The sequence below is a fragment of the Heyndrickxia camelliae genome (assembly GCF_002844575.1).
GTDB classification, from domain to species: Bacteria; Bacillota; Bacilli; order Bacillales; family Bacillaceae_C; genus Margalitia; species Margalitia camelliae.
In genome coordinates this window covers 15,858-40,790 of sequence record NZ_PIQO01000007.1, presented here as the reverse complement: position 1 = coordinate 40,790, position 24,933 = coordinate 15,858, and the positions used below count along the sequence as shown (strand labels likewise).

Annotated in this window: 34 protein-coding genes; 23 read left to right on the top strand and 11 right to left on the bottom strand. The window is 35.5% G+C overall.

Going from position 1 to position 24,933, the window contains the following annotated elements; translation table 11 throughout:
• Window positions 1-15: 15 nt before the first annotated feature.
• Window positions 16-1,236, top strand: coding sequence for an NO-inducible flavohemoprotein (hmpA, locus tag CWO92_RS11095; RefSeq protein ID WP_101354275.1), 1,221 nt, complete (start codon window positions 16-18; stop codon window positions 1,234-1,236).
• Between the two features lie 40 nt (window positions 1,237-1,276).
• Here hmpA and CWO92_RS11090 read toward each other — a convergent pair whose 3' ends face one another.
• Together CWO92_RS11090 and CWO92_RS25405 are read right to left on the bottom strand one after the other, a co-directional pair.
• Window positions 1,277-1,699: an RDD family protein gene (locus tag CWO92_RS11090; protein ID WP_437177540.1), complete on the bottom strand. Its 423-nt coding sequence runs from the start codon at window positions 1,697-1,699 to the stop codon at window positions 1,277-1,279.
• Window positions 1,700-1,805: 106 nt separating this feature from the next.
• Window positions 1,806-1,961, bottom strand: a complete 156-nt coding sequence (locus CWO92_RS25405) for a hypothetical protein (protein ID WP_165786670.1) — start codon at window positions 1,959-1,961, stop codon at window positions 1,806-1,808.
• Window positions 1,962-2,143: 182 nt separating this feature from the next.
• Between CWO92_RS25405 and CWO92_RS11085 the strand changes: the two genes are divergently transcribed.
• The 4 genes from CWO92_RS11085 to map all read left to right on the top strand — a co-directional run bounded on the left by CWO92_RS11085 (window position 2,144) and on the right by map (window position 5,241).
• Window positions 2,144-2,518, top strand: a complete 375-nt coding sequence (locus CWO92_RS11085; protein WP_101354274.1) for a DnaJ family domain-containing protein — start codon at window positions 2,144-2,146, stop codon at window positions 2,516-2,518.
• A gap of 144 nt (window positions 2,519-2,662) precedes the next feature.
• Window positions 2,663-3,457, top strand: coding sequence for a flagellar motor stator protein MotA (gene motA / locus CWO92_RS11080; protein ID WP_101354273.1), 795 nt, complete (start codon window positions 2,663-2,665; stop codon window positions 3,455-3,457).
• A complete protein-coding gene (gene motB, locus CWO92_RS11075; protein ID WP_101354272.1) occupies window positions 3,450-4,238 on the top strand; it encodes a flagellar motor protein MotB in 789 nt (262 codons plus the stop codon). The genes motA and motB overlap by 8 nt, the downstream gene beginning before the upstream one ends.
• Window positions 4,239-4,488: 250 nt before the next feature.
• Window positions 4,489-5,241 (top strand): type I methionyl aminopeptidase, encoded by a 753-nt coding sequence (gene map / locus CWO92_RS11070; RefSeq protein ID WP_101354271.1) that lies wholly within the window; start codon window positions 4,489-4,491, stop codon window positions 5,239-5,241.
• Window positions 5,242-5,317: 76 nt separating this feature from the next.
• Here map and CWO92_RS11065 read toward each other — a convergent pair whose 3' ends face one another.
• Window positions 5,318-5,539, bottom strand: coding sequence for a DUF1128 domain-containing protein (locus CWO92_RS11065; protein ID WP_101354403.1), 222 nt, complete (start codon window positions 5,537-5,539; stop codon window positions 5,318-5,320).
• A gap of 156 nt (window positions 5,540-5,695) precedes the next feature.
• On the opposite strand from CWO92_RS11065, the gene CWO92_RS11060 reads away from it, so the two are divergent.
• Window positions 5,696-6,538, top strand: a complete 843-nt coding sequence (locus CWO92_RS11060) for a YihY/virulence factor BrkB family protein (RefSeq protein WP_101354270.1) — start codon at window positions 5,696-5,698, stop codon at window positions 6,536-6,538.
• Window positions 6,539-6,744: 206 nt separating this feature from the next.
• On the opposite strand, the gene CWO92_RS11055 is transcribed toward CWO92_RS11060, so the two are convergent.
• Entirely contained in the window at window positions 6,745-7,917 is a 1,173-nt protein-coding gene (locus tag CWO92_RS11055) for an MFS transporter (RefSeq protein ID WP_101354402.1), read from the bottom strand.
• Window positions 7,918-8,334: 417 nt separating this feature from the next.
• Between CWO92_RS11055 and cax the strand changes: the two genes are divergently transcribed.
• The 4 genes from cax (at window position 8,335) to CWO92_RS11040 (ending at window position 12,580) form a co-directional block, all read left to right on the top strand.
• Window positions 8,335-9,390, top strand: a complete 1,056-nt coding sequence (gene cax / locus CWO92_RS11050) for a calcium/proton exchanger (RefSeq protein ID WP_199256874.1) — start codon at window positions 8,335-8,337, stop codon at window positions 9,388-9,390.
• A gap of 128 nt (window positions 9,391-9,518) precedes the next feature.
• Window positions 9,519-10,331, top strand: coding sequence for a YfkD famly protein (locus CWO92_RS11045; protein ID WP_101354268.1), 813 nt, complete (start codon window positions 9,519-9,521; stop codon window positions 10,329-10,331).
• A gap of 379 nt (window positions 10,332-10,710) precedes the next feature.
• Entirely contained in the window at window positions 10,711-10,887 is a 177-nt protein-coding gene (locus tag CWO92_RS25400; protein ID WP_165786669.1) for an SE1561 family protein, read from the top strand.
• Between the two features lie 145 nt (window positions 10,888-11,032).
• Complete coding sequence (locus tag CWO92_RS11040) at window positions 11,033-12,580, top strand: fumarate hydratase (RefSeq protein WP_101354267.1); 1,548 nt, start codon at window positions 11,033-11,035, stop codon at window positions 12,578-12,580.
• Window positions 12,581-12,622: 42 nt separating this feature from the next.
• Here the strand turns inward: CWO92_RS11040 and CWO92_RS11035 are convergent, their stop codons facing one another.
• On the bottom strand, window positions 12,623-13,048 hold the full coding sequence (locus tag CWO92_RS11035) for a hypothetical protein (protein ID WP_101354266.1): 426 nt from the start codon (window positions 13,046-13,048) through the stop codon (window positions 12,623-12,625).
• Window positions 13,049-13,321: 273 nt separating this feature from the next.
• On the opposite strand from CWO92_RS11035, the gene pdaA reads away from it, so the two are divergent.
• Entirely contained in the window at window positions 13,322-14,119 is a 798-nt protein-coding gene (gene pdaA / locus CWO92_RS11030) for a delta-lactam-biosynthetic de-N-acetylase (protein ID WP_101354265.1), read from the top strand.
• Window positions 14,120-14,164: 45 nt separating this feature from the next.
• On the opposite strand, the gene CWO92_RS11025 is transcribed toward pdaA, so the two are convergent.
• Both CWO92_RS11025 and CWO92_RS26305 read right to left on the bottom strand, forming a co-directional pair.
• Window positions 14,165-14,443: a hypothetical protein gene (locus tag CWO92_RS11025; protein WP_101354264.1), complete on the bottom strand. Its 279-nt coding sequence runs from the start codon at window positions 14,441-14,443 to the stop codon at window positions 14,165-14,167.
• 18 nt (window positions 14,444-14,461) lie between these two features.
• Window positions 14,462-15,028, bottom strand: a complete 567-nt coding sequence (locus CWO92_RS26305) for a helix-turn-helix domain-containing protein (RefSeq protein WP_101354263.1) — start codon at window positions 15,026-15,028, stop codon at window positions 14,462-14,464.
• 175 nt (window positions 15,029-15,203) lie between these two features.
• On the opposite strand from CWO92_RS26305, the gene rlmD reads away from it, so the two are divergent.
• Window positions 15,204-16,583 carry a 23S rRNA (uracil(1939)-C(5))-methyltransferase RlmD gene (gene rlmD, locus CWO92_RS11015; protein WP_101354262.1) on the top strand — a complete coding sequence of 460 codons (1,380 nt, stop codon included), beginning with the start codon at window positions 15,204-15,206 and terminating at the stop codon, window positions 16,581-16,583.
• 86 nt (window positions 16,584-16,669) lie between these two features.
• Here rlmD and CWO92_RS11010 read toward each other — a convergent pair whose 3' ends face one another.
• The 3 genes from CWO92_RS11010 to CWO92_RS11000 are packed head-to-tail and all read right to left on the bottom strand — an operon-like array spanning window position 16,670 to window position 18,698.
• Entirely contained in the window at window positions 16,670-17,800 is a 1,131-nt protein-coding gene (locus CWO92_RS11010; protein ID WP_101354261.1) for a site-specific integrase, read from the bottom strand.
• A 6-nt stretch (window positions 17,801-17,806) separates the two neighbouring features.
• Window positions 17,807-18,253 carry an ImmA/IrrE family metallo-endopeptidase gene (locus CWO92_RS11005; RefSeq protein WP_101354260.1) on the bottom strand — a complete coding sequence of 149 codons (447 nt, stop codon included), beginning with the start codon at window positions 18,251-18,253 and terminating at the stop codon, window positions 17,807-17,809.
• Between the two features lie 22 nt (window positions 18,254-18,275).
• The gene (locus tag CWO92_RS11000; protein WP_101354259.1) at window positions 18,276-18,698 is read right to left on the bottom strand and encodes a helix-turn-helix domain-containing protein; all 423 of its coding nucleotides are present in this window, start codon (window positions 18,696-18,698) and stop codon (window positions 18,276-18,278) included.
• Window positions 18,699-18,986: 288 nt separating this feature from the next.
• On the opposite strand from CWO92_RS11000, the gene CWO92_RS10995 reads away from it, so the two are divergent.
• The 3 genes from CWO92_RS10995 to CWO92_RS25395 all read left to right on the top strand — a co-directional run bounded on the left by CWO92_RS10995 (window position 18,987) and on the right by CWO92_RS25395 (window position 19,675).
• The gene (locus CWO92_RS10995; RefSeq protein ID WP_101354258.1) at window positions 18,987-19,184 is read left to right on the top strand and encodes a helix-turn-helix domain-containing protein; all 198 of its coding nucleotides are present in this window, start codon (window positions 18,987-18,989) and stop codon (window positions 19,182-19,184) included.
• 5 nt (window positions 19,185-19,189) lie between these two features.
• Window positions 19,190-19,438 (top strand): helix-turn-helix domain-containing protein, encoded by a 249-nt coding sequence (locus CWO92_RS10990; RefSeq protein WP_101354257.1) that lies wholly within the window; start codon window positions 19,190-19,192, stop codon window positions 19,436-19,438.
• Window positions 19,439-19,525: 87 nt separating this feature from the next.
• Window positions 19,526-19,675, top strand: a complete 150-nt coding sequence (locus CWO92_RS25395; RefSeq protein WP_165786668.1) for a hypothetical protein — start codon at window positions 19,526-19,528, stop codon at window positions 19,673-19,675.
• Between the two features lie 17 nt (window positions 19,676-19,692).
• Here CWO92_RS25395 and CWO92_RS10985 read toward each other — a convergent pair whose 3' ends face one another.
• Window positions 19,693-20,010 (bottom strand): hypothetical protein, encoded by a 318-nt coding sequence (locus tag CWO92_RS10985; RefSeq protein WP_101354256.1) that lies wholly within the window; start codon window positions 20,008-20,010, stop codon window positions 19,693-19,695.
• Between the two features lie 180 nt (window positions 20,011-20,190).
• On the opposite strand from CWO92_RS10985, the gene CWO92_RS10980 reads away from it, so the two are divergent.
• The 8 genes from CWO92_RS10980 (at window position 20,191) to CWO92_RS10945 (ending at window position 24,931) form a co-directional block, all read left to right on the top strand.
• Entirely contained in the window at window positions 20,191-20,868 is a 678-nt protein-coding gene (locus tag CWO92_RS10980; RefSeq protein WP_101354255.1) for an ORF6N domain-containing protein, read from the top strand.
• A 17-nt stretch (window positions 20,869-20,885) separates the two neighbouring features.
• A complete protein-coding gene (locus tag CWO92_RS10975) occupies window positions 20,886-21,071 on the top strand; it encodes a hypothetical protein (protein WP_101354254.1) in 186 nt (61 codons plus the stop codon).
• 64 nt (window positions 21,072-21,135) lie between these two features.
• Entirely contained in the window at window positions 21,136-21,963 is an 828-nt protein-coding gene (locus CWO92_RS10970) for a DnaD domain-containing protein (RefSeq protein ID WP_101354253.1), read from the top strand.
• A complete protein-coding gene (locus CWO92_RS10965; RefSeq protein ID WP_235851596.1) occupies window positions 21,960-23,210 on the top strand; it encodes a replicative DNA helicase in 1,251 nt (416 codons plus the stop codon). The genes CWO92_RS10970 and CWO92_RS10965 overlap by 4 nt, the downstream gene beginning before the upstream one ends.
• On the top strand, window positions 23,188-23,616 hold the full coding sequence (locus CWO92_RS10960) for a hypothetical protein (RefSeq protein ID WP_101354251.1): 429 nt from the start codon (window positions 23,188-23,190) through the stop codon (window positions 23,614-23,616). Before CWO92_RS10965 ends, CWO92_RS10960 begins: the two co-directional genes overlap by 23 nt.
• 15 nt (window positions 23,617-23,631) lie before the next feature.
• A complete protein-coding gene (locus CWO92_RS10955) occupies window positions 23,632-23,835 on the top strand; it encodes a hypothetical protein (protein WP_101354250.1) in 204 nt (67 codons plus the stop codon).
• Window positions 23,819-24,196, top strand: a complete 378-nt coding sequence (locus tag CWO92_RS10950; protein ID WP_235851595.1) for a replication terminator protein — start codon at window positions 23,819-23,821, stop codon at window positions 24,194-24,196. The genes CWO92_RS10955 and CWO92_RS10950 overlap by 17 nt, the downstream gene beginning before the upstream one ends.
• Before the next feature lie 21 nt (window positions 24,197-24,217).
• A complete protein-coding gene (locus CWO92_RS10945; protein ID WP_101354249.1) occupies window positions 24,218-24,931 on the top strand; it encodes a hypothetical protein in 714 nt (237 codons plus the stop codon).
• Window positions 24,932-24,933: the final 2 nt, after the last annotated feature.

Here is a 24,933-nt window from a genome sequence, read left to right as displayed (position 1 = left end):
TAAGGAGAGATAACCATGTTATCACAAAAAACAATAGATTTAGTAAAGTCTACGGTTCCAGCATTAGAAGCAAATGGCACTACTGTTACTTCCACTTTCTATAAAATGATGTTTGCTGCACATCCTGAATTATTGAATATTTTTAATCATGTCAATCAAGCACAAGGTCGTCAACAAACAGCATTAGCTAATACCGTATTAGCAGCAGCAAAATATATTGATAAACTAGAAACTATTGTTCCAGTGGTTAACCAAATTGCCCATAAACATCGTGGTTTAGGAATTAAGCCAGAACATTATCCAATAGTAGGAGAATTTCTTTTAAAAGCGATCAAAGTGGTAATGGGTGAAGCAGCAACGGATGAAATTATTAATGCTTGGGCAGAAGCATACGGCGCTATTGCGAAAGTGTTTATGGATATCGAACACAGAATGTATGAAAGTGCAGAAAAGCAAATAAACGGCTGGATGGATTTTAAGGAATTTAAAGTAGTGAAAAAAGAAAAGGAAAGCAATGTTATTACATCCTTCTATTTAAAACCAAAGGATGGAGAGGGAGTACCTACATTCGTCCCTGGCCAGTATATTACGGTGAAGGTGAAGATACCAACTGAAACTTATATTCTAAACCGTCAATATAGCTTATCCTGTGCACCTGGTCATGACTATTTCCGTATTTCTGTAAAGAGAGAAGCAGATCATGATCCAAATGGTAAAGTATCAAACTATCTTCATGACCATATTAATGAAGGGGATACGCTTGATATTAGTGCTCCAGCAGGGGTATTTACATTAAATGAAAAAGAGGATTCACCCATTGCGCTTATTAGTGGCGGTGTAGGCTTGACACCGATGATGAGTATGCTAGAAGCACTAGCAAATAGTGAATCTAAACGTGAAGTTACCTATATTCATTCAGCACGTAATGAAGAATTTCATGCATTTAAGGATGCCGTTCTAGAAAATATCAATAAATTGGAAAATGGCCGTGTATACTTTGGTTATGATAAACCTTTAAATAAAGATGGAAATCATCATTTTGAAGGATATATTACGAAATCATTCCTACAAAATATTGTAGATGAGAACACCGTTTGCTACATATGCGGTCCAGTTCCGTTCTTAAAAAATATCGTGACTATTCTTCAAGAAATTGGATTGAAACCGGAAAATATTCGTTATGAATTCTTTGGACCTGCCATGAATTTAACCGCAGGAACCGCTGCTGCCAAGTAATGTAAAAAGCTTGAACACCCATTAAGGATGTTCAAGCTTTTTAGTCTACTAAGCCTTCTTTGCTTGGCGGGTTGCTTGTAACATACGTTCCCGCAATAAAATCATGGATAGATCTTTTATCCTCACGAATTGCCACCATAAAGATACTTACAATTAAGGCAATTCCAAATGTAATGCCATATACAATGCCGCCAACTATATTTCTAAGGAGCATCGTGCCAATCGTAGGGGTACCCCCATCTTTTTTTACGATGCGAATTCCTAAGGCTCTTTTTCCTAATGTGTAACCAAACCAAATAATGGGTAAGGCTGTTTGGTATATCAGCTGAACTACTCCATTAATGGAATCACGGGTATCTTTATTATCAATACCTATAAATAAAAAACCAATAATCATAAATACAATACCATCTAATATTAGTGCACCAAATCGTCTCCAGAAACCAGCAGGATTTTCGAACAATTTCATTCCCCCCATCTTTATTTCACTCATTTTCATTATATTATACAATGATGCTTGGCATGTTAAAAAGAAAAAACCCCATTGAAAAATGGGGATTAATATCTACCTAATCTTCCTCTACACGATTTTTAAAGGCTTCCTGTACGACAATAAATTCTTCATCCTCGATTCGTTCTTTCCGATGCTTTTCTGTTATGCTATTTTGCGGGAAATTACCTGGATGATTTTTTTGCTTATGATTTAAGGATTTACCACGAGCCATCGTTCTCCTCCTTCGCTAATCTGTCCTTGTTAGGGTACCCACCCCTTAAGACGTTTATCCTAATGGAAAGTGTTAAGAAATGTAAATGTTGGAATATTGTCAATTTTCATCTGTTTATTTATGATTTAAAACAACGATTTCCGATATAATAATGATATACCATGTCGGAAAGGGGAAAATATATGGATTTTTTTAGAATTACCGAGCATCGAATAAAGGAAGCTTATAAGAACGGTGAGTTTGATAATCTCCCTGGAATGGGAAAGCCTCTGCCTGAAGATGAATTTGCAAATCTTCCTGAGGATTTAAGAATGGCTTATCGTATCATGAAAAATGCCGGTTATACGCAGGAAGAAACTGCATTAAAGAAAGAAATGATGTCCATCCAAGATTTAATCCGACAATGTAAAAATGACAAGGAACAAGAGGAACTAAAAAACGAGCTAAATGAAAAGCTGCTTAAATATAATAGTATGTTATCGAAACGCGGGGTTAAAACCAATTCTTCCGTGTTCAAAAACTATGAGCGTAAAATTGAAAATAAACTTTTAAAGTAAAAACAGGACTCCTTCTAAAGTCCTGTTTTTCTGTTTTTTTGCCGAGAAAATAAGGATTTGTCGAACTTTCAGAGAAAATATCTTAAAAAGTTGAATTGTTAGCCGATATAAAAGGAGAATGAATAAATTATAGGGTGAAAAATTATGGATAAAACATCGGTTATCGGAGTCATTATTGGGTTTATTGCTGTCGGAGTAGGTATGGTGCTAAAAGGGGTAAATCCTTCTGTTATCATTAATCCTGCGGCGATATTGATTATTATTGCAGGAACGGTCGCATCTGTAACGATTGCATTCCCGTTGAGTGAAATTAAGAAGGTCCCTAAGCTATTTAAAATTATCTTTACAGAGCAAAAGTTATTGGATGGGAAAGCAATTATTACCTTATTCTCTGATTTAGCGCAGTTGGCACGTAAAGAAGGATTATTAGCATTAGAAGGAAAATTGTTGGAAGTAGAGGATCCATTTTTGAAAAATGGCTTAAGTCTTGCAGTAGACGGTCAAAGTGCCGAGTATATTCGGGATGTATTAAGTGAAGAAATTGATGCGATGGAAGATCGACATCAAGCAGGAGCAGCAATATTTTCTCAAGCTGGAACCTATGCACCAACACTAGGGGTATTAGGAGCTGTGCTTGGACTAATTGCAGCCTTAGCACATATGGATAATACGGATGAATTAGGTCACGCAATTTCTGCAGCGTTTGTGGCAACAATGCTGGGGATTTTTACAGGTTATGTACTTTGGAATCCTTTTGCCAATAAGTTAAAGCAAAAATCGAAACAGGAAGCAAAAGTGAAAGAAATGATGCTTGAAGGTATCCTATCTATATTAGAGGGAGAAGCCCCTAGAGTTATCGAGCAAAAATTAGCTTCTTATTTACCGGCAGAAGAACGTAAAAAGATTCTTGCAGAAGGCAGTGAGTTAGCAAATGAGTAGAAGAAAAAAGAAAGGCAGAGATGACGATCATATAAATGAGGCATGGTTGCTTCCATATGCTGATATTTTGACTTTGTTGCTTGCCTTATTTATTGTTCTCTTTGCTAGCAGCTCAGTAGATGCACAAAAGCTAAAAGAACTTTCAAAAGTCTTTAATGGAATATTTGTAAGTGGATCTGGAGTTTTGAACTATACAAAGCCTGCACCACAAGATAGCAATAATATAAATGAGGGAGAGAAAAATCAGGTTACTGCCCCGCAAACTCAGCAAAACACAGATAAACTTAAACAATTGCAGAATCAAGATAAAGAAGAATTACAGGAATTACAGGCAAAAGTAAATGTATATATTAAAGAAAAAAAGCTAGAAGGTAAATTTGCCACTTCTTTAACGGATGAGGGATTATTATTAACCATTAGGGATAATGTTCTTTTTAATTCTGGAAGTGCTGAAATCCGCCATGACGATATCCAAACAGCAAAAGAATTAGCTAATTTATTGGTAATGGATCCGCCACGAAACATTTTGATAAGTGGGCATACGGATAATGTTCCTATTCATAATGCTAATTTCCAATCTAACTGGGAACTTAGTGTAATGAGAGCATTGAATTTTATGGAAATTATTCTGGAAAATAAACAGCTGGATCCAAAATATTTTAGTGTAAAAGGTTATGGTGAATTTAAGCCAATTGCTAGTAACAGTACTGCAGAAGGAAGAGCAAAAAATAGACGTGTAGAAGTGCTAATCATGCCACGAGTGAAGGTGACGAAACAATAATTGGCTTTTTGTACAATAGTACAGAAAGCTTTTTTCATTCGTTATATATACATATTCGACATGATTTAAATTACTATCTGAATTATCGCACGATTCGTTAAGAATTTCTCGGGAAATAAATAGATTTTTGTCATGTGAAGGGATTTTTTTTGTCATTGAATTGTTTTAGCGATATGATGGTTATATTAAGTTCACATTAAATTGGGAATGACATACATATAGATAGGACTGAAGTGAAAGGAAGATTGAAATGATTACGTTAAAATCGCAGCGAGAGATCGATATGATGAAAAAAGCCGGTGAATTATTAGCGAGAACCCATAAGGAAATAGCAAAAATGATTAAACCCGGAATTACAACTTGGGAAATTGACCAGTTTGTCGACCGTTTTTTAGCAGAGCATGGGGCAACACCTGAACAAAAGGGGTATAAAGGATATGAATATGCAACTTGCGCGAGTATAAATGATGAAATTTGTCACGGTTTTCCTAGAAAGCAGCCTCTTGAAGAAGGCGATATTGTAACCATTGATATGGTTGTAAATTTAAATGGTGCATTAGCGGATTCAGCATGGAGCTATCCAGTCGGAAAAGTTGATCCGCTTACTCAAAAACTATTGGATGTTACGAAAGAATCTTTGTATAAAGGGATGGAACAAGTAAAAGTAGGTAATCGCATTGGCGATATCGGTCATGCCATTCAAACATATGTGGAAGCACAAGGATTCTCTGTGGTACGCAATTTTATCGGTCATGGAATTGGACCAACCATACATGAAAAGCCGGAAGTTCCTCATTATGGGCTTCCTGGAAAAGGACCTCGCATTAAAGAAGGAATGGTATTTACCATTGAACCTATGGTGAATATCGGCGGTTTCGAAACGAAAATGGATAACAATGGCTGGACCGCTCGTACATTAGATGGATCTCTTTCTGCACAGTATGAGCACACTCTTGCCGTTACGAATAACGGAATTGTGATTATTACAGACCAAGAAGATTAATATATAGCAAAAAACGGCATCCAAAATGGATGCCGTTTTTTGTGTCATAGCTCGCTGGGATGGTCCTGATTTCACTTTATTTCCGTAAGTTCCCTAATTCCTCTACAATTGCCTGCATTTCATTCGGACTAAAGGAATTTTTCTTCATCACCATTTCATAAATCTCATGTAAATCATCGTACATTTCCTCTGTGTAATTTGTTGCTTTTATTGCTTCTGCATTCACCATTTTTAATTTAGTAGTTATTTCTGAAATCATATACTCAATGTTTTCAGGTGTTTTTTCGGTAAGATTCATGATAAGCATCCTTTCCTCTTCAGAGCTATTTCTATATTTTCACGAAAAGGAATAGGTGTCAAATGGAAATTAAAAAGGATTTTATAGAATTATGTTTTTTCTATCATGAACAAGGGAAAATAATGTACAAGCATGGTACATTGTTGAGGTGAAAAAATGGGGAACGGCTTCTTTAAGGTAAGAAATGTAATAAACTTTGTTAAAAATTTAGTGAAGAGAATAGATGGGAACGATATTAATGGTGTAGCAGGGCAATTAGCCTATTTTTTTCTTTTATCAATGTTCCCGTTGTTATTATTTATGGTTTCACTGCTCTCTTATCTTCCTTTAACAACAGAGGATCTATTGAATGTTATTCGTGACTTTGCTCCAAAACAAACTGTTGCCATGATAGAAGAAAACCTCGGAGAAATATTGAATAATCGAAGCGGTGGATTATTATCGTTTGGAATTATTGCAGCACTTTGGTCTGCGTCTTTAGGAATGAACGCAATTATCCGAGCCATGAATCGAGCATATGATGTACAAGAAACTAGGCCATTTTTTATCACAAGGGGATTATCGATTCTGCTAACCATTGCAATGATATTTGTATTATTGATTGCGTTAATTGTTCCATTGTTTGGAGAAATCTTTGGAATCTATATTTTTTCATATTTCGGGATATCGGAAGGATTTGTAAGTCTATGGAATGGATTGCGATGGTTTATAAGTATGGTTATTTTATTTGTAGTATTTATGGCTCTCTATTTTATAACACCGAATAAAAAAATAAAATGTTTGACGGTTATCCCTGGAGCAATTATTGCAACCATTGGTTGGGCTATCGTATCTTATGCATTCTCTTATTATGTTGGGAATTTTGGTCACTATTCAACAACCTATGGCAGTTTAGGGGGAATTATCGTATTAATGCTTTGGTTTTATCTAACTGGGTTCATCTTGATGATTGGCGGAGAAATAAATGCGATGTTGACAGATAGAAACAAAAATTGCTAAAAGAACTTACAAAAGATACCATGGAAGCTTTTTTGGAAAATGATGAAACTAAAATTGTAAGTTCATTTACAACAAAGAGGAGTGAACTGTTATGGGTAAAACAAAGCAAAATAAAAAACAAAAGCCAAAAGGAAAAACATCTGGTTCTGCGAACGGGCAGAATGGATATCACTAATAAAAGAGGGTGGCTACTCGCCACCCTTTTATTATTTTTCTCTAACAGTTACAAATGATTTATGTCCGAATGTAAGAATGAGCAAAAAGACAATGAACAATATGGTACTAATGATATGAAAATAGCTTATACTCCGGAAATATTGAATAAATAATCCACCGATAAATGGACCTCCTAAGCTTCCGATACTATAGAAAATCCCACATAGTAAATTCCCAGTAGGCAATAAGTTTTTTGGCATCAAATCAGCCATATAAGAAATCCCAAGGGAGAATGTAGACCCTACCAGCATTCCGGCAATAAACAGACAGAAAAGCAAGGCAATAACGGAACCTTCGACAATGCTTGCTGTCGTAAAGCAGACACTTCCTAAAAGCAGAATGAAAATTAAAATGTTTCGACGTCCATATTTATCACTCATTATTCCCAGGGGAAGCTGAAAGACGATCGCTCCAATTGCAAATGCTGCTAGCAGAACGGAAACATTTTTGACATCAATTCCATTACGGAGTGCGTATACAGGAAAACTGCCGTTTAAGGAGGATTCCAAAAATCCGTATCCTAAAGGCGGCAAAAAGGCAATCCAACCATACTTAAGGGCAGATGAAAATCGTTTAATCGTTTTAAAAAAAGAATTTACTTCGATATCCTGATCTGGAAATTCATTTTTTAAAGTAAAAATAAATAACCAGCCGATGAGGCAAAATAGCGAAGAAATAATAAACGGCAATGACTGATTAACTTTAACAAGCGGAGTCATTAAAGGACCTACTGCAAAGCCGATTCCAAAGAATAATCCATACAGTGATATATTTCTCCCCAATCGTTTTGGAGAGGAAAAAGAAGTAATCCATGTTTGGGTGGCAAAATGCAAAGCATGGTCACCAATTCCAATCAGCAGCCGCAAAAAGAACCAAAACCAAAATGTTTTCCATAAAGGAAATGAAATTAAGGAGACAACGACATCTAAACCACCCACCAATATTATTGGTTTGTAGCCGAATTTTCTTAACGGCTGCTCCATAAAAGGAGAGGCAATCAGTGTCCCAATGTATAAGGCGGTCGCATTAATCCCATTTAAGGAGGAGGATAAGCCGCTGCTTTCAAATATGACGGAGATTAATGGCAGCAGCATCCCTTGTGAAAATCCTGACATTGCAACAATACTAACTAATATCCAAAATCTAAAATTAGTTTTCCCCATATGTATTCCCTCGGTGTTAAATTTTTTTGTTTTAGAAATATATGATAAGTTCTCTATCTGGATAACTTTGTAAAAAAAAGGTCCTGCGTCTATTGGATAGCGGATTTCTATGTCTCTGTACGATAAATCAGCATTAGGTAAAATTACAATACAAATTTCACGCATCCATACAAAGATGGATAAGTCGCAAGCGCTTTTGTTCTCATTATCATAATACCTAATCTTATCAGCGATGGGAATGCAATTAAACAAAATAATTGGAATAATCATTTGAATTTTCGATATATCATAAAGTAGGAAGACAGGCATTTTTTTTAATTTTCGCTTTATATGGAAGAAGGAGAATATCTTTCCTGCGTTTTCATTTTAATAAGAGGTTACGATAATAGGAAGAAGCAATTTAGTTAGGAGGTCATTATGAATAGAGTCTTTGCAATAATGGTATTTATTGGGGTACCGATTTCAGTTATTGGCGCTATATTTCATTGGCCAAGCGTTATAATGTTTATTATATATTGTTTAACAATCATTGCATTGGCAAGCTTTATGGGAAGAGCTACCGAGAGTTTAGCAATTGTTGCAGGTCCAAGGATTGGAGGGTTATTAAATGCAACGTTTGGTAATGCGGTAGAGTTGATTATATCCATCTTTTCTATTCAAGCTGGGCTAAACGAAGTTGTACTTGCCTCCTTAACGGGATCTGTATTGGGGAATTTATTATTAGTAGCAGGAATGGCCTTTCTGATAGGTGGGATTAAATTTAAACGCCAGAAATTTAATGTCTACGATGCGAGACACAATTCCGGCTTACTAATATTTGCCGTTATCGTTGCTTTCGTTATTCCAGAAGTTTTCTCCATGAATCTTAATTTAACCAACACTGTTCATCTAAGTGTAGGAATAGCGATTATTTTAATCTTGCTATACCTTGCTGCTTTATTTTTTAAGCTGGTTACACATAGAGGAATATATCAGGACCCGTCTGTTGTTGATGATGAGGAAGAAGAGGTTCCAGAATGGAAGAAGGGGAAGGCAATTGGGATCTTATTTTTATCAACTGTAGCAGTGGCTTATATTTCTGAAAATTTGGTTCATACATTTGAGTCTGTGGCCAGAAGCTTTGGCTGGAGTGAATTATTTATTGGTATTGTGATTGTTGCGATTGTAGGAAACGCAGCAGAACATGCATCGGCAATCTTGATGGCTTATAAAAATAAGATGGATGTAGCGGTGGAAATCGCTTTCGGCTCAACCCTGCAAATATCCATGTTTGTAGCACCAGTTCTCGTCATATTATCCTTATTTTTCAGCCACCCAATGCCGCTGGTGTTTACAATGCCTGAATTAGTGGCAATGGTAACCGCTGTCTTGTTATCCATTATATTAGCGAATGATGGTGAAACGAATTGGTTTGAGGGGGCTACTTTATTAGCAGCTTATATCATAATGGGAATCGGATTTTATCTTTTATAAGAAGACTACTTAGTCTATACGGCTAAGTAGTTTTTTATGGATCAGTAAAAATTTGTGGATAAGAAATATTCATGCTGGAAAAAGTAAAAACAAATGATTACTCATCTTATGAAGGGAGTCTCTCAATAATGAAATGGCAAAGGCTATTACTTGTGTTTTTATTGATTTTTTTATCTGCAACGCCAAGTGCATTCGCGAATAAAGCTGCCCCTCCGTCCAAAGGAATAAAGAAATTGACGGTTCCTTCGTCTGTATTAGATATTACGAAGGAAAATACGTACCCAAATTCTACACAGGACCTTCCGTATTTACAGCCAAGTGAATTTACCAAGAAGGTTATCAAAACATCTAATGTAAAGATTGAAAATCCTAACTTAATTAGAATCTTAAATGAATCATCTGTTAATAATTCTCCATTGTCCATCGGTTTAAGAGCCACTATTTATTTAGGGGAGTGGCCGTTAAATTATGAATCAATGGAAACATCACCAAATTGGCAGTACCAAAAGATTAATACGAATTATTTTGATAATCGCGGCGGAAAAAACAATTATCAGATTCATTATGTCCAGGAATCTCAAAAAGTGGTAAGGGGAGGTCTCACTGCAAAAGTTGCAAAAGCCGAAGATGTGAAGAAAATGATGCTACTGAAAGCAATGAATGCAACGAACCTTCCGCTTTCTTTTGAAACAATCGTTGGAGGAGGCACTAAGAAGGACCGAGTATATAATATTCCTCCAAGAAGACTTGGCTACCTGTATGGTTATGCACCTGCCATTAATGAAAAGGGCAAGGTAACTTACGGAGAAGTATACCTAGTCTTAAAAGGCAAACAGAAAAGAATCATGGTTAAAAACGTAACATCCCAAGGTATCGGGGCTTGGATCCCTGTACAAGATCACGTCTCCTTTGGATTCATGGCCACGGATCAACCTCGATAATTGGGAAGGAGGGACTGGTTCCTCGCCTGTAAGTGGATAAGGACGCTTGCCCTGATCAGTAATCATTCTATAAAAATAAACTGCACCTTGAGGCATGAGGTGCAGTTTGTTTTTTATACTGATTTAGGACTAAAGTCACAACTCGGTCCGTTCCACTCAAATCTCGGTCCATTTAATGGTCAACTCAGTCCATTGGACAATGGTTTCGGTCCGTTTCTTCTCCATTTCGGTCCATTAATCCTGATAATCTCATTCTGCAAATGATTTACTTGATATAAATCCATGAAAAGAGTAAAAAATGTTAACAATTTTTGTTATGATATAGATAGGCTTGGTTGTACATGTTCTAGAAAGCAGCCAATCAGAAAGGAGAGACAACATGGGTAATGCCGTTCACGATAAAGAGTCACAAGTAGAATATTTAAAACATCGCTTAAACATGTTCTTAGAAGTTATTGATTCTATGGATCCGGAACAAACGGAACTTGAAGATATTGATCGTTTAATTCAGATGATTGACGACCTGGAACTAAAATGCGAACAATTTAAGAAGTAATGAAAGGGGTCAACCTGGAATGGTTTGGCCTTTTTTTATGCCTAAAAGTCTAAAAACTATTCTTTTATAAATCCCTTTATAGGAGTATAATGGGAGGCGGAAATATACATATAAAATTGAAACAGGCTACAAGGGAGAGAAGAAGATGAACGTGGAAAAGTTCCAAGAGAGCATGTACCAACTAATTGTGGAAACGTCTACAAACTTGCCAAAGGACGTTCGCCGCGCTGTTAAAAAAGCGAAGGAAAGTGAAAATGCTGGCACTCGAGCAGCATTAAGCTTAGGAACCATTACAAATAATATCCAAATGGCAGATGAGAATATTTCACCAATTTGTCAGGATACTGGCCTTCCAACCTTCAAAATCAAAACGCCAGTTGGAGTTAATCAAATAAAAATCAAAGAAGCAATTTACAATGCGATTGAACAAGCAACAAAAGACGCAAAGCTTCGTCCAAATTCTGTTGATTCTTTAACAGGTAAAAACAGTGGAAATAATCTTGGAGGCGGAACCCCTGTCATCAAATTTGACCAATGGGAAAAAGATTACATCGATGTTCGTCTAATTTTAAAAGGCGGCGGCTGCGAAAACAAAAATATTCAATACAGCTTGCCATGTGAGTTAGAAGGCTTAGGCCGTGCAGGACGCGACCTGGATGGAATCCGTAAATGCATTCTTCACTCCGTATATCAAGCGCAAGGTCAAGGTTGTAGTGCTGGTTTTATCGGCGTAGGAATTGGTGGAGACAGATCTTCTGGATATGACCTTGCAAAAGAACAATTATTCCGTTCAGTTGAGGATGTTAACCCAAATGAGGATCTTCGTAAACTAGAAGATTACATCATGGAAAACGCGAATAAACTAGGTATTGGTACAATGGGATTCGGCGGTGAAACAACCCTTTTAGGTTGTAAAATTGGGGTAATGAATCGTATTCCAGCAAGCTTTTTTGTATCCGTTGCCTACAATTGCTGGGCATTCCGTCGTCTTGGTGTAACTATTGACCCTGAAACAGGAGATATTCAAGAATGGCTATATCAAGATGGGGAAAAAGTTGAATTCGTAAATGATGCAGAGAAAGAAACTGCAGCAGCATCGGAAGAGCAAACAAATGTAGTTCATCTAAAGGCTCCTATCACTGAAGAACAAATCCGCGAATTAAAAGTAGGGGATGTAGTTCGTATCGATGGCCGTATGTATACTGGCCGTGACGCTATTCACAAATACTTAATGGATAATGATGCTCCAGTAGATCTAAATGGACAAGTTATCTATCATTGCGGACCTGTTATGGCAAAAGATGAAGACGGCAATTGGACAGTTAAAGCTGCCGGTCCAACAACTTCTATTCGTGAGGAACCATATCAAGGTGATATCATGAAGAAATTTGGTATCCGTGCGGTAATTGGAAAAGGCGGTATGGGTCCAAAAACACTTGCTGCGCTTAAAGAACATGGTGGAGTATACTTAAACGCAATTGGCGGAGCTGCACAATACTATGCAGACTGTATTAAAAAAGTAGATGGTGTCGATTTAACACAATTCGGTATTCCAGAAGCTATGTGGCACTTAAATGTTGAAGGCTTCACAGCCGTTGTTACAATGGATTCTCATGGCAATAGTTTGCATGCAGATGTAGATAAATCTTCTTTAGAAAAATTAGCTCAGTTTAAAGAGCCTGTTTTCAAATAATAAAATAAAACGCTTGGGGGCAAAATACCTCCAAGCGTTTTTTTAATATCCTCTAGGTTTGTAATTCAACTTTCGCAAAAGAGTATCCGTTTCCCCTTCGAATAGAAATAAATGGGTTCTATTTTTTTCATCCATTACTAAATAAAACGGGTGTTCCTTCGGTGGGAATACAAGAATAACTTGATTTATTTTCCCATGCAACCACTGATTACGCAGAACCATTGCCGGCTCTAGAGGCACTTTCACCATAAAACCCTTGCTTGGAATAGGCTTTACCTTAGGATACACACTCGTGGTTCTCTCTAATAGTCGTTTAACATTCTCCTGTATATCTGATGAAGCTGGAACTTTCTTTACTACTCTTTCCTTGCTTATATCGAATATTTCAATTTGCCTATTGGTTTGAGCCGAGGCATTCGTTGTTAGCAAAAATAGAAACAGAAAACCTAAAAACAGTTTTTTGCTCATTGGAGATCACCTCTTAACGTTTAAGTTCCCCCAAACGAGAGAATGTATTTTGTAACAAATTCTCCAATAGCGGCAAACTTTGATTTTTTATCCACTATCTATAATCTATCCACATTCGAATTTTTTGAGTAATGAAAAGTTTTCCACTATTTATTGTTAATCATCCACAAATTCTGAATAACTTAAATTCTATCCACAAATTCATTTTGGTAATTATTAACCGGCATAGTTCTTTTATAAGAGAAAAAAATATACAAAAAGAGAGGTGCCGAAATGAAAAAGTGGTTTATGTTTCCTACTATTGTGTTACTTATTTTCTCTATTGCCTATCCTACATATGCCATTTCCAATAGAGCTATTCATTGGGGCTTTACTAAAGGGAAAAATGAGCAGCAAGCGGATGCGGGGAAAGAATATGATGAACTGCTAAAAAAGCATCATGCTTTTTATAAAGGGAATCCACATGACAAAATATTATATTTGACCTTTGATAATGGCTATGAAAATGGGTACACAGAGGATATTTTAAATGTGTTGAAAAAAGAAAAAGTACCTGCTACATTCTTTGTGACCGGCCACTATTTAAAGTCACAGCCTAATTTAGTCAAAAGAATGGTAAAAGATGGACATATTATTGGAAATCATTCATGGAGTCATCCAGATATGACAGCAATATCTGATGACAAAATCAGAGAAGAACTTCGAAAGGTACAGGAGGAAACGGCGCGAATTACAACCCAAAAGGAAATGCATTATTTGCGTCCGCCAAGGGGGATATTAAGTGAACGTACGATGGAGATTGCAAATCAGGAAGGATATACCCATGTCCTATGGTCACTCGCCTTTTTAGATTGGAGAATCAACCAACAAAAAGGGTGGAAATATTCCTATGACAATATTATGGCACAAGTCCATCCTGGAGCTGTTATTCTCCTACACACTGTTTCAAAAGATAATGCGGAGGCACTTGAAAAGTCGATTGAAGATTTAAAGAAACGCGGTTATCGCTTTGAAAGCCTAGATTATTACATGATGAAGGAAAAAGTAAAAAATCCGTTACTCGGCTCTTAAAAGGATGGAAAATAAAAAAGGCCTGTTTGCCAGACAGGTCTTTCCTTAATGTTGCCTATTATTGTATTGTTTAATATCCTCTTCTGTTGCAATGCGAAAGATCATGTCGAGTCTTATCTCGCTTTCCGTTACACCGTATTCTTGACAAATACAATCTTTGAATTTTTTATTAAACTTAATCATCATCATTAAGTCACTTTCACATGCCACCCCAAAGACGTCTTTTATAACATCTTCATACCGTAATTGTGTCTCTGTTGCGATAGTGGTGATATTTCTCTCTGGATTATTTAAAAAGTACATTGTCTCGATAGCTGTTTCCAACGATACCACCCTTTCCATTTATACAAATTGTGGATTAGAATATTGAATGATTAAATTAAATTCACAAGGCTCGTCCATTAGATTTTGGTATACTTGATGAATATCGGAAGAAAAGGAAATAGAGTCCCCTTTTTTCAAATTGTATTCCTCATCACCGATTTTAATTAACAAGGCCCCAGTATAGACAGTGACAATTTTTATCACACCGATTCCCTTTGCCTCAGATTGATGTGTACAACCAGGCAGTATTCGAATACGATAGTTCTCAATTGGTATTCCTGGGGAAGCGAACGTATTATATGTCTCAAACAAATTATCGTCTTCTTTAATAAACGGCTGGTCCTCCAACGGCAGATATTTTATAGATGGATTCTGCATTAAAAAGGAGGCAATTGGCACTTGTAAACCAGCTGCAATTTTCCATAATACCGCTACTGTTGGATTCGATGTACCCCGTTCAATTTGACCGAGCATTGGTTTACTCACTTCTGTTAGCTCTGCAACCTCATCCAAAGAAAGATTTCGTTGTTGCCGATAAAAGCGTAAACGCTGACCAATTTGAGCGGATAAGAAATTTTTATCCATAAGACTCCTTTGCTGTATGCTATATTATTCTTATATTTATATTATAACATATTTTTGTTTAAAAAAGGGCGGATGGTGCATATTGGTAAAGGATAGGGGCTGTAAAACATTCAAAATGATGGTGTGGTATAATACAAAAAACTGATGTACGTATCGACAGACGGAGTGATAATAGTTGAAAAAAGAAAAAACATTATTAATAAAAGAAAAGCAGCAGTTCCCTTTGACCATTAAGCGTTTGGGAATTAACGGAGAAGGTGTCGGTTACTTTAAAAAACAAGTCGTCTTTGTACCAGGTGCTCTTCCAGGCGAAGAGGTTGTTGTAGAGGTAACAAAGGCACACCCGAAATATGCAGAAGCGATTGTGAAAAAAGTAAGAAAACGCTCGGAGCACAGAGTAAAAGCTCCATGTATCGTCTATGAACAATGCGGTGGGTGCCAGCTGCAACACTTAGAATACAGTCAACAACTGAAAGAAAAACGTGACATTCTAATTCAAGCACTGGAACGCCACACTCGGTTTAAAATAGAGGAAATGGATATTCGTGAAACAATTGGAATGGACAACCCATGGCATTATCGCAACAAAAGCCAATTTCAATTGGGGGAAGATCACGGAAAAGTCATCGCGGGAATGTACAGTATCGATTCTCACAGACTTATCAACATTCCAGAATGTATCGTCCAACAGCCCGTTACAAATAAAGTGACGAATGTCGTCAAGCAAATTTTAGCAGATTTCAAAGTTCCTATTTATAATGAAAAAACAAGAAAAGGCATTGTGAGGACCATTGTAACACGTGTCGGTGTAGAAACCGGACAAGTTCAGATCATGCTTGTCACAGCAAAAAAGGAATTGCCTCGTAAAGACGTGATTATTTCCGAAATAAAAAAACGACTGCCGGAAGTTGTATCCATCATGCAAAATATAAATCCGAAAAAGACTTCCATTATTTTAGGCGATGAAACCATTCACTTGTCCGGCGAAAATATTGTGGAAGAACGTCTAGAAGAATTTACATACGAACTATCTGCCCGTGCTTTCTTTCAACTAAATCCCGTTCAAACGGTCAAACTATATAATCAAGTAAAAGAAGCTGCAGGACTAACGGGAAAAGAAAAAATTGTCGATGCATACTGCGGGGTCGGTACCATTGGACTCTGGCTAGCAGACGGAGCGGAGGAAATCCGCGGAATGGATATAATCCCAGAAGGCATCGAGGATGCAAAGAAAAATGCAAAGAAACACGGTGTGGAAAATGCCCATTATTTTACCGGTAAAGCCGAGGAGCTTATGCCAAAATGGGTAAAAGAAGGCTGGCAGCCCGATGTAGTGGTGGTGGATCCACCCAGAACAGGCTGTGACTCCAAATTTTTAGAAACAATTTTGAAAGTCAAACCGAAGAAGTTCGTATATGTATCATGTAACCCTTCAACTTTGGCAAAAGATTTACAGGTATTAAGTTCGAAATATAAAGTAGAATATTTGCAGCCGGTGGATATGTTTCCGCAGACGGCGCATGTGGAAAGTGTAACACAATTGTTATTGAAATGACAATGTTTTAAAATGATTTTTGATAAAAAAGTATAAGTTTTCCACCTGTTTGCCACCGTAAAATTCCGTGCGGTGGCAATATTCTTTTATTTTTTTAAGAACTTCTCAAATAGATCTATTGTTGATTTTTCCATTGTTTCTGTTACATGGGTATAAGTATCAAGAGTAGTAGAAATTCTATTATGACCTAATCTTTTTTGAACATCTTTAGGATTAGCTCCAGATTCTAATAGCATCGTAGCATGGGTATGACGTAAGGAATGAAAGTTAAAGTTAATACACAATTCATAATTTACAACTCTACTCAAATATTTTAGCGTATTCATTGTAATAACTTGTCCATTTTCCTTAGTACAAACAAAATTTGAGCTAATGTAATGTTCTTTATAATATTGTTTGTTTTTCTCTTGATTATCTTTATGCTTTTTGAGTATGTTAAACAACGTTTCACCAATTAAAATATCCCGATTTGACGAAGAGGTTTTTGGTGTTCCAAATTCAATAGTGCTACCCTTTAAGACGATTATTTGACGTACTTTAATAATTCGTTTTTCAAAATCGACATAATCCCAAGTTAACCCGCATACCTCTGATGCTCTCATACCAGTATGAAAAGCAATTTGTAAAGGAATATAAAACGAACTTCCTTCTGGAAATCTATCAATGATTTTTTCGAAATCGTCCCGACTTATAATTTTTAATTTATTATCCTTAACTGATTCGTCGAATTTTGGTATATGAATAGTAGAAGCAGGATTGTTTTTTATAAAATTATAAGGATCTACTGCCATTCTAAATGCTTTTTGTAATACTCCATTAAAATTCGCAATAGAACTTTTAGAAAATCCATCAAGGAATTTTTTATTTAAAAATTCTTGCAATGATTTTGAAGTTATTTGTTTTAATTTATATGAACCAAAATAAGGTTTAATATGGTTATTAATAATGCCTCTATAGTATTGCTGCGTGTTATATTTACAATTTATCAAAACATAATTTTTGAACCAGTAATCAAAATAATCAGCTACGCTTACGTTAGATTCAACGATTGGATTACCTTTTTGCTCAAATTCAGCAATTGCATTCCTGAGAGCTATTTGAGCTTCCTTTTTTGATTTTCCACCTTTTCGTTCAATCTTTTTCCTTTTCCCATTAACTTTTCCTGCTTCGAAATAATAGTACCAATTATCACCGCGTTTTCTAACTCCACCTTGCACTAAAATTCACTCCATTTGATTCAATTTTGCTATCAATAAATTTTGTGGGATTCCAGTAACTCTTTCTAGATCAGTTAAACTTCTATAGTTGGTTAAATATTCATTCCATACATCATCTGGTAACATTAATTCTATTGCAAACGCGTTTGCTTCACGTTCAAGTTTATTTATTGAAAACATAGTATCTCTTCTTAAATGCGGAGTATTGAATCTTTCATGTAAAACGCTATGTCCTAATTCATGACTGCAAGTAAAATATTTTTCTTTTTCATTTGAATTGCCGTTAAGGACAATCCATTTAGTTTTTTTCTCATACTTATAAAATCCCATAATATCTTTATGAAGGTTCCACTCTAATACATTAATATTTAATAAGTTTGCTAAATCATATGGATTATTTGTTTTGAATTTTTTTGTTAGTTTTTTAACCCTTTGTTTTATGTAGTTAGTCAAATGTAACACTCCGATTCAACTATTATTCTTTATCGCGATGTTTTTTGGGGATATATTTTTTATTGATTATTTTTGTTTGAGTCACTATATAATCCATTGCAGATAAAAGTGATTCTACAGCTTCTTCACTCATAGGTTCTCCAGAGAACATTAGTCCATCTGCATTTTCTAATTCCTTTTTAATTTCTCTCATCCTTTTCTCTATGTCTTTTTGATCCTTAGAAGATAATGAGGATTTTATAGATTCCGTATCTTCATTTTCATTAAGTAAATAATCTACAGTTACACCAAAATAATCTGCGACCTTTTTTAATTTATCTGCAGAAGGATAAGCATTATCCCATTTCCTAATTGTTCCATTACCAAATTCAAGTGTTCTTTCTAATGCTGCAACCGATATCTTTCTGTGCCTACATAGATGCTTTATCCTTTGAACTAACGACATAATTATCACCTTTCGAGCAACTTGAACAAAAAAATAGTCTACAGTCTAATAAATTATTTGACTTTTAGTCTATAAGCTATTATTATTCAAGTATAAGCTATTTATTTAGCGGATTGCATAGCAAAAAAAGACATAAAAATGCCATCAAAAAGCATCTAACTATTAGCTGGGGGGCTATAGTATTAATGTTTATTTGCTGTGCTTTCCTATAAATTCATATTAGCACACATGCTAATTTTCAGTCAATATTTCAGCGAAAATTTTCTCATTGTGTCGGAGGTGAGGCTATTGGAGAATAAGCAATTTCAAATCAATGTTCAAACTGCATTAATTTTAAAGGAAATGACTATGACTGAGGTTGCAAAAAAGATTGGAATTTCTGTTTCTTACCTATCAGATATTGTAAAAGGAAATCGAAGAGGAGAAAAGTACAAAAAACAAATTTCTGACCTTCTTGGTTTTTCTTACAAAAGTGAGGAGGATTAAAAAAGATGGAAGATGTGTTATTCACAGTAAAGGAAACAGCAAAGCTCTTTAAATGTAACGGAACTTTTATTTACTCACTTATTAGGAATGGTCATTTAAAAGCACTGAAACTAGGCCAATATAAAATACCTAAATTTGAAATAGATGATTTTCTAAAAAGATATATAGGAAAAGACTTTTCTGACTTAAGTAATGTGAAGGATATGGAACTCAATAAAGTTGAAGATGAAAAAGAGAAAGTGATAAAGACATGAACTATTTCCTTACTCTATATTTCTTCACAGTATTAGTAGCATTGATAAGCATTATGGTAAGTGATCAATTTTTAGGAGGTGAGGAAAGTGAATAAACCAGAGATTATTTCTCAAATTATAGGAGTTTTAGTTAGGGAAGAATTGAACGCTGCTGAAGTGCTTAACGTTCTTGAAGAAACAAAAAATACTTATTTAGAAAGAAGTTGGCATATTTCAATAAATAAAAAAGCAGACTAAAAAGTCCGCCTAACAAACTAATTATACATGTCAATAATAGTCGTAATGCAACATGTTTGTAGAATTAAGGGTTTATTACCCTCAAAATGTGAGTTCTTGAAAGCAAATGAATGTTTCCTATATTCCAAGCCATGGTTAGAATCATGTCTTTCAATACTAATAAATTTATATTTTGCTAGATTGCTTAATAACTCTTCATAATAATCTTTTCGCCAAGAGTATCCTGAACGAGTTACTTCAATGTTTGGAATTATATTGTAAAAAGCAATTTTATCAAATCCATCAACAACAATATCAGAACCATCTGAAATACAAATATTTAGAACCATATCCATATTTTTCACCTCCTATACGTAAAAGTTATGTCTGGGAGACAAGACTATTTTACCAAAAGGGAGGAAAAGAATGGTGATTAAATGTTAACTATTAACCCTAACCAGGCTTTCCTTTTTAGTCACATGGCGAATTTTGATGAACGATTTTAGTTCTAAAACTTGAAAGGGGGTGAAAAAACGATGGAAATGCAAATTATAGATTATCAAGGTCAAAGGGTTTTAACAACTGCTCAATTGGCAGAAGCTTATGGAACATATTCAAAGGTAATAAATAGAAACTTCCAAAGAAATTCAGAAAGATATGTTCATAGAAAACACTATATTGCTTTATCTGGTGAAGAATTACGAAGTTTCAAATGGTCACGTCAATTTGACGATAACCTTAAATTCACTTCAATTTTATATCTTTGGACTGAAAAAGGAGCTTGGCTACATGCTAAATCATTAAATACTGATACTGCATGGGATGCTTATGAAATGTTAGTAGATAACTATTATAAGATAGAAAATCAAGTAAAAATGCTATCTCAAAAGGAACAGCTTGAGGCTTCGATGAGGTTATCACTTATGAATTCCGAAGATGTCTCAGCATTAAAGAATGAAGTAAAGGAGATTCGTTTAATGGTTGAAGAGCAAATTACTCTTGATCATGGCGAGCAGAGGAGAATTCAGAAAGCTGTAAGCAGCAAGGTTTATGAAATAACCGCAGATAAGGATATGAGACCAAAATTGTTTAGCGAACTATACCGAGATATAAAAGATCGTTTTGGTGTTGCAAGTTACCGAGACATTAAACGAAAAGATATGTTAAAAGCTGTTGGATATATTGAGGCTTGGATTCCGAAAAAAATTTCATAGAAAAGGAGTTTAATAGCATGTCAAAAAAAGAAGAATATCAAAAATGCTTGAATGAGACTGGTAAGGTCGTTCAACTCATTGAAAAATATGAGGGATTGAAACTTTATAGATTTGCTGAATTATACAGAGGTGTATTGAAGTCTCAAATAAATAGATTAAAGGAATTAAAAAGAGCAGTAAGTGCGCCAACACCAACTGCCTAAATTTTACTTTACTTTGCGAATATAGTAACACTAATTTTTAGTTTTGACAAATAGAGGTGAGAAAATGGCTAAATTCAGATATATACATGTGGAATTTTGGCAAGATGCTAGGGTTCTTGAGGAAATGACACCAGAAGATAAATACTTTTACTTGTACCTTTTAACCAATCCAAGCACTACTCAGATAGGGGTATACCAAATAACGAAAAAGCAAATGGCTTTTGACCTTGGATATTCCACTGAGTCGATTAATAGCTTGCTAGATCGCTTTATTAAGGTTCATGGTCTGATTAAATATAATGATCAGACAAGAGAAATAGCCATTCTTAATTGGGGTAAGTACAATCTCAATAAAGCTGGTAAACCCATATTGGATTGCGTGAAAAAAGAGTTAAGAGAAGTGAAGGATAAATCATTGTTAATTGATTTGTTACCAAATATTCCAAATCAGACTATTTATGAGCTTTTTTCACGATACGTGCACGACACGTCCACGACAAGTGGGGAAAAAGAAAAAGAAAAAGAAAAAGAAAAAGAATCATTAGGGGAAATTAGAAACGCTGCTGATGATGCTATAAATTTTTATCAACAGAATTTTGGAGTGTTAAACCCATTTATTACACAGTCGATTATTGAATGGGTCAATGATCTTAGCGAAGAACTAGTGTTAGAAGCAATGAAGCGTGCCTTAGCCCAGCAAAAAAAGTGGAAATATGCAGATAGTATTTTAAAAGACTGGTATAACCAGAACGTTAGTAACATGTCTGATGTAGAAGCACTAGATATGGAATTTCAAAATCGAAAAAATATGCCTAAGGATTCCCCTCCCGTAAGCAGCGTTACGAATAAACCGTTCGAGTTTGACATAAATGCAGGTGAAGATTGGGTATGACTGCTGAAAAATCTTTTCTAGGAACTATTATAAAAGCCAATTATTTAATTAGCGACACAGTCATAAGGGCGGAGCACTTTGAAGGTACAAGGCATCAGGAACTTTTTAAAGTCATGGTAGATATGATTCAAAAAGGCAAAACCGTTGATCTCATATCTCTCACCACATTAGTGAACTTGGAAAGTTTCGGAGGAATATCATACATCAATGAATTGTTATCCTTTGCGAACGAGGAAAAATTTGAGGAGATAGAGGATTTAATTTTAGAATCCTGGAAGGAACGTGAAAAGCGCAATATTCTTGTGAATGCTTCCTCCGAAGATTGGGAGATTAATAAGGTCATAGGAGCATTGGATAAAATAAATGAATCTAAGGTGGATGACCATACATCCATCGAGGATGCATTAACGAAAATGTACGAGGCACCCTGGCAAGAGAAGGCAATTAATAAAGGTATTCCAACCGGTCTGAAAGTGCTAAATGCCATGACAAATGGATTTCAGAATGATGAGCTAACTATCATTGCCGCAAGACCCTCTATGGGAAAAACGGATGTTGTCATCCATTTTGCAAAAGAAGCAGGGTGGCAAGGATATTTACCTATCTTTTTCTCACTTGAAATGCCAGAACAAAGGATTACAGACCGTCTAATTGCTTCTACAGGAAGATTCAACCGAATGAAAATGCGGAATCCATTTAAAGATTTAACGGATTCGCAAAAAACGGCATGGTCTGCAGTCATTGGTCGAGTTTCGGACACCAAGATTCAAATCTTTGATTCTCCAGGTCAGAGTGTCGGGGAGATAAGGGCAAAGACTAGAAAAATGATTCAACAGTTTCCGAATAGAAAGCCAATCATTTTTATAGATTATCTCACTCTTATTCGTCCAGATAATTTTTATGGGGGGAATGAAACCTCCCAAGCTTCGGAGATCTCTAGAAATCTTAAAGCTGTAGCTAAACATTTTCATTGTCCAGTGGTTGTTTTATCACAACTAAGTCGTTCTGTGGAAACAAGGCAAGATAAACGGCCGATGATGTCTGATATAAGACAGTCTGGAAGTATAGAGCAAGATGCAGATTTAATCATGTTTCTATATCGAGAAAAATATTACAATCCAGATTCAGATGACAATTCGTTAGAAATAATCGTGAGGAAAAACCGAAATGGACCTGTAGGAACTGTTTACACAAGATACAACGAACATACAGGGGAAATATTGGATGCTGATCAAGGAACTGTATGAGGACAGCATTAAATACGAGGAATCATTCATAGCCCATTACATACTTTTTTTACTCCAAGAGGGAAGAATTTCCTTAGCCGATGATGTTAATAAACTCAAACTTGTAAAAGCTGATGAACATAAATTTTGGCAGCTATATAAACAAAATCCTTTAGGTTTTTCTTTAATAAAAGTTTTTGCATTAAAACATAGTGGGAAAATATTTGTCTTCATTTTCGCGAAAGACAAGTCGGAAGCCATTTCATTCTTTCAACAAACTTTTAATCAAAAACCAATAAATTGTCATGAATATTCATTGGATACACCTATGAATCTTGGGAACCGGTTTTTGAGTTTTAGAGATTTGCGAAAAGAGACAAATGAATTTCCTTCACTTATTGGATTTTATGAAAAAAATTATGGATAACAGGGAGAGGACTCCATGAGTGGTCAAGCTGTTTTTGAGAAAATGGTTGCTTACCATATGGCTACAGGAAAGGTATTACAAGGTAAACAATTTGTTCGTGAAATAGTTGGAAAGTATGAAATAGATCATGTAATTGGTGGACTTCTCACCTTTAATAAATATCTAGATGAACAGAGATTAGAAAAACAGGAGGGAATGGCACATGCCAAAAATTATTGATTTAAACACTTTTGCAGACGGCGCATTGTCAGAACGATTTAATCAGGAACTGCAAAAGATATTAGAGAATATTGCGGATCCAAACACAGATGCATCTAAAAAGAGAAAGCTCACTGTGACAGTAACTTTAAAAGCTGATGAAAAAAGGGACGTTGTTTTATCAACAGTAGTTGCAAAATCTACACTTGCTCCAGCAAAACAAATCGAGGCTAAGCTCATTATGGATTTAGACAACAAGGGTAAAGTGACAGGAGCAGAATTAAAATCTGGGCTAAAAGGTCAAACATTCATTGATGAAGAAGGCGATGTGTCTGATGACCAAGGTAATAAAATAATTAATTTAAAACAACAAACAAAATAAAATTCTTAGGAGGAATGAAAAATGATTAAAGAAGCTATTCAATACATTGTTGGTTTAGGTAATACAAGATTGGAATCGATTAATGGGCAAGAATATTCAACTCAAAAAATGCATTTAATCGAGGAAGCAACACCATTTCCACTGGAAGTAAGAAACCTATCCGGGATTGTAGATTACTTAAAATCCGGATTTGATAAAGATGAATATAGTAGCAGAATGATTCAAATTGTAAGCCCTACAGAGGTAGTCGTAAGTAGTACTTTTAATCAAGATTACAAAAGAAATGAATATATGAAAGCAACGGCTATGATTCCGAGTTTTGATTTTGACCGCTGGTATGATGCAGAAAACTTTAATATAAAACTTCAATCAACATTTGTAAAAAATGAAGATCGAGATATTATGCTGCAGGTGGTTGGAAATATCAAAGAAGAAGCTGTAAATACCGTTGGAGATGATGGTGTTTCCCAAACTGTTGTTGCCAAAACAGGAGTTGCAACAGTAGGGAATGTGCTTGTTCCTAATCCTGTAGTTTTAAAACCTTATCGGACATTTGTAGAGGTAGATCAGCCTGAAAGTGAATTTATTTTCCGTATGCAATCTGGTCCACGATGTGCATTATTCGCAGCTGACGGTGGAGCTTGGAAAATAACTGCAATGAAAAATATTAAAGATTACCTTGTAGTTGAATTGAAAGAAGAAATAGAAGACAACAAAATTGTCATCATAGCTTAATA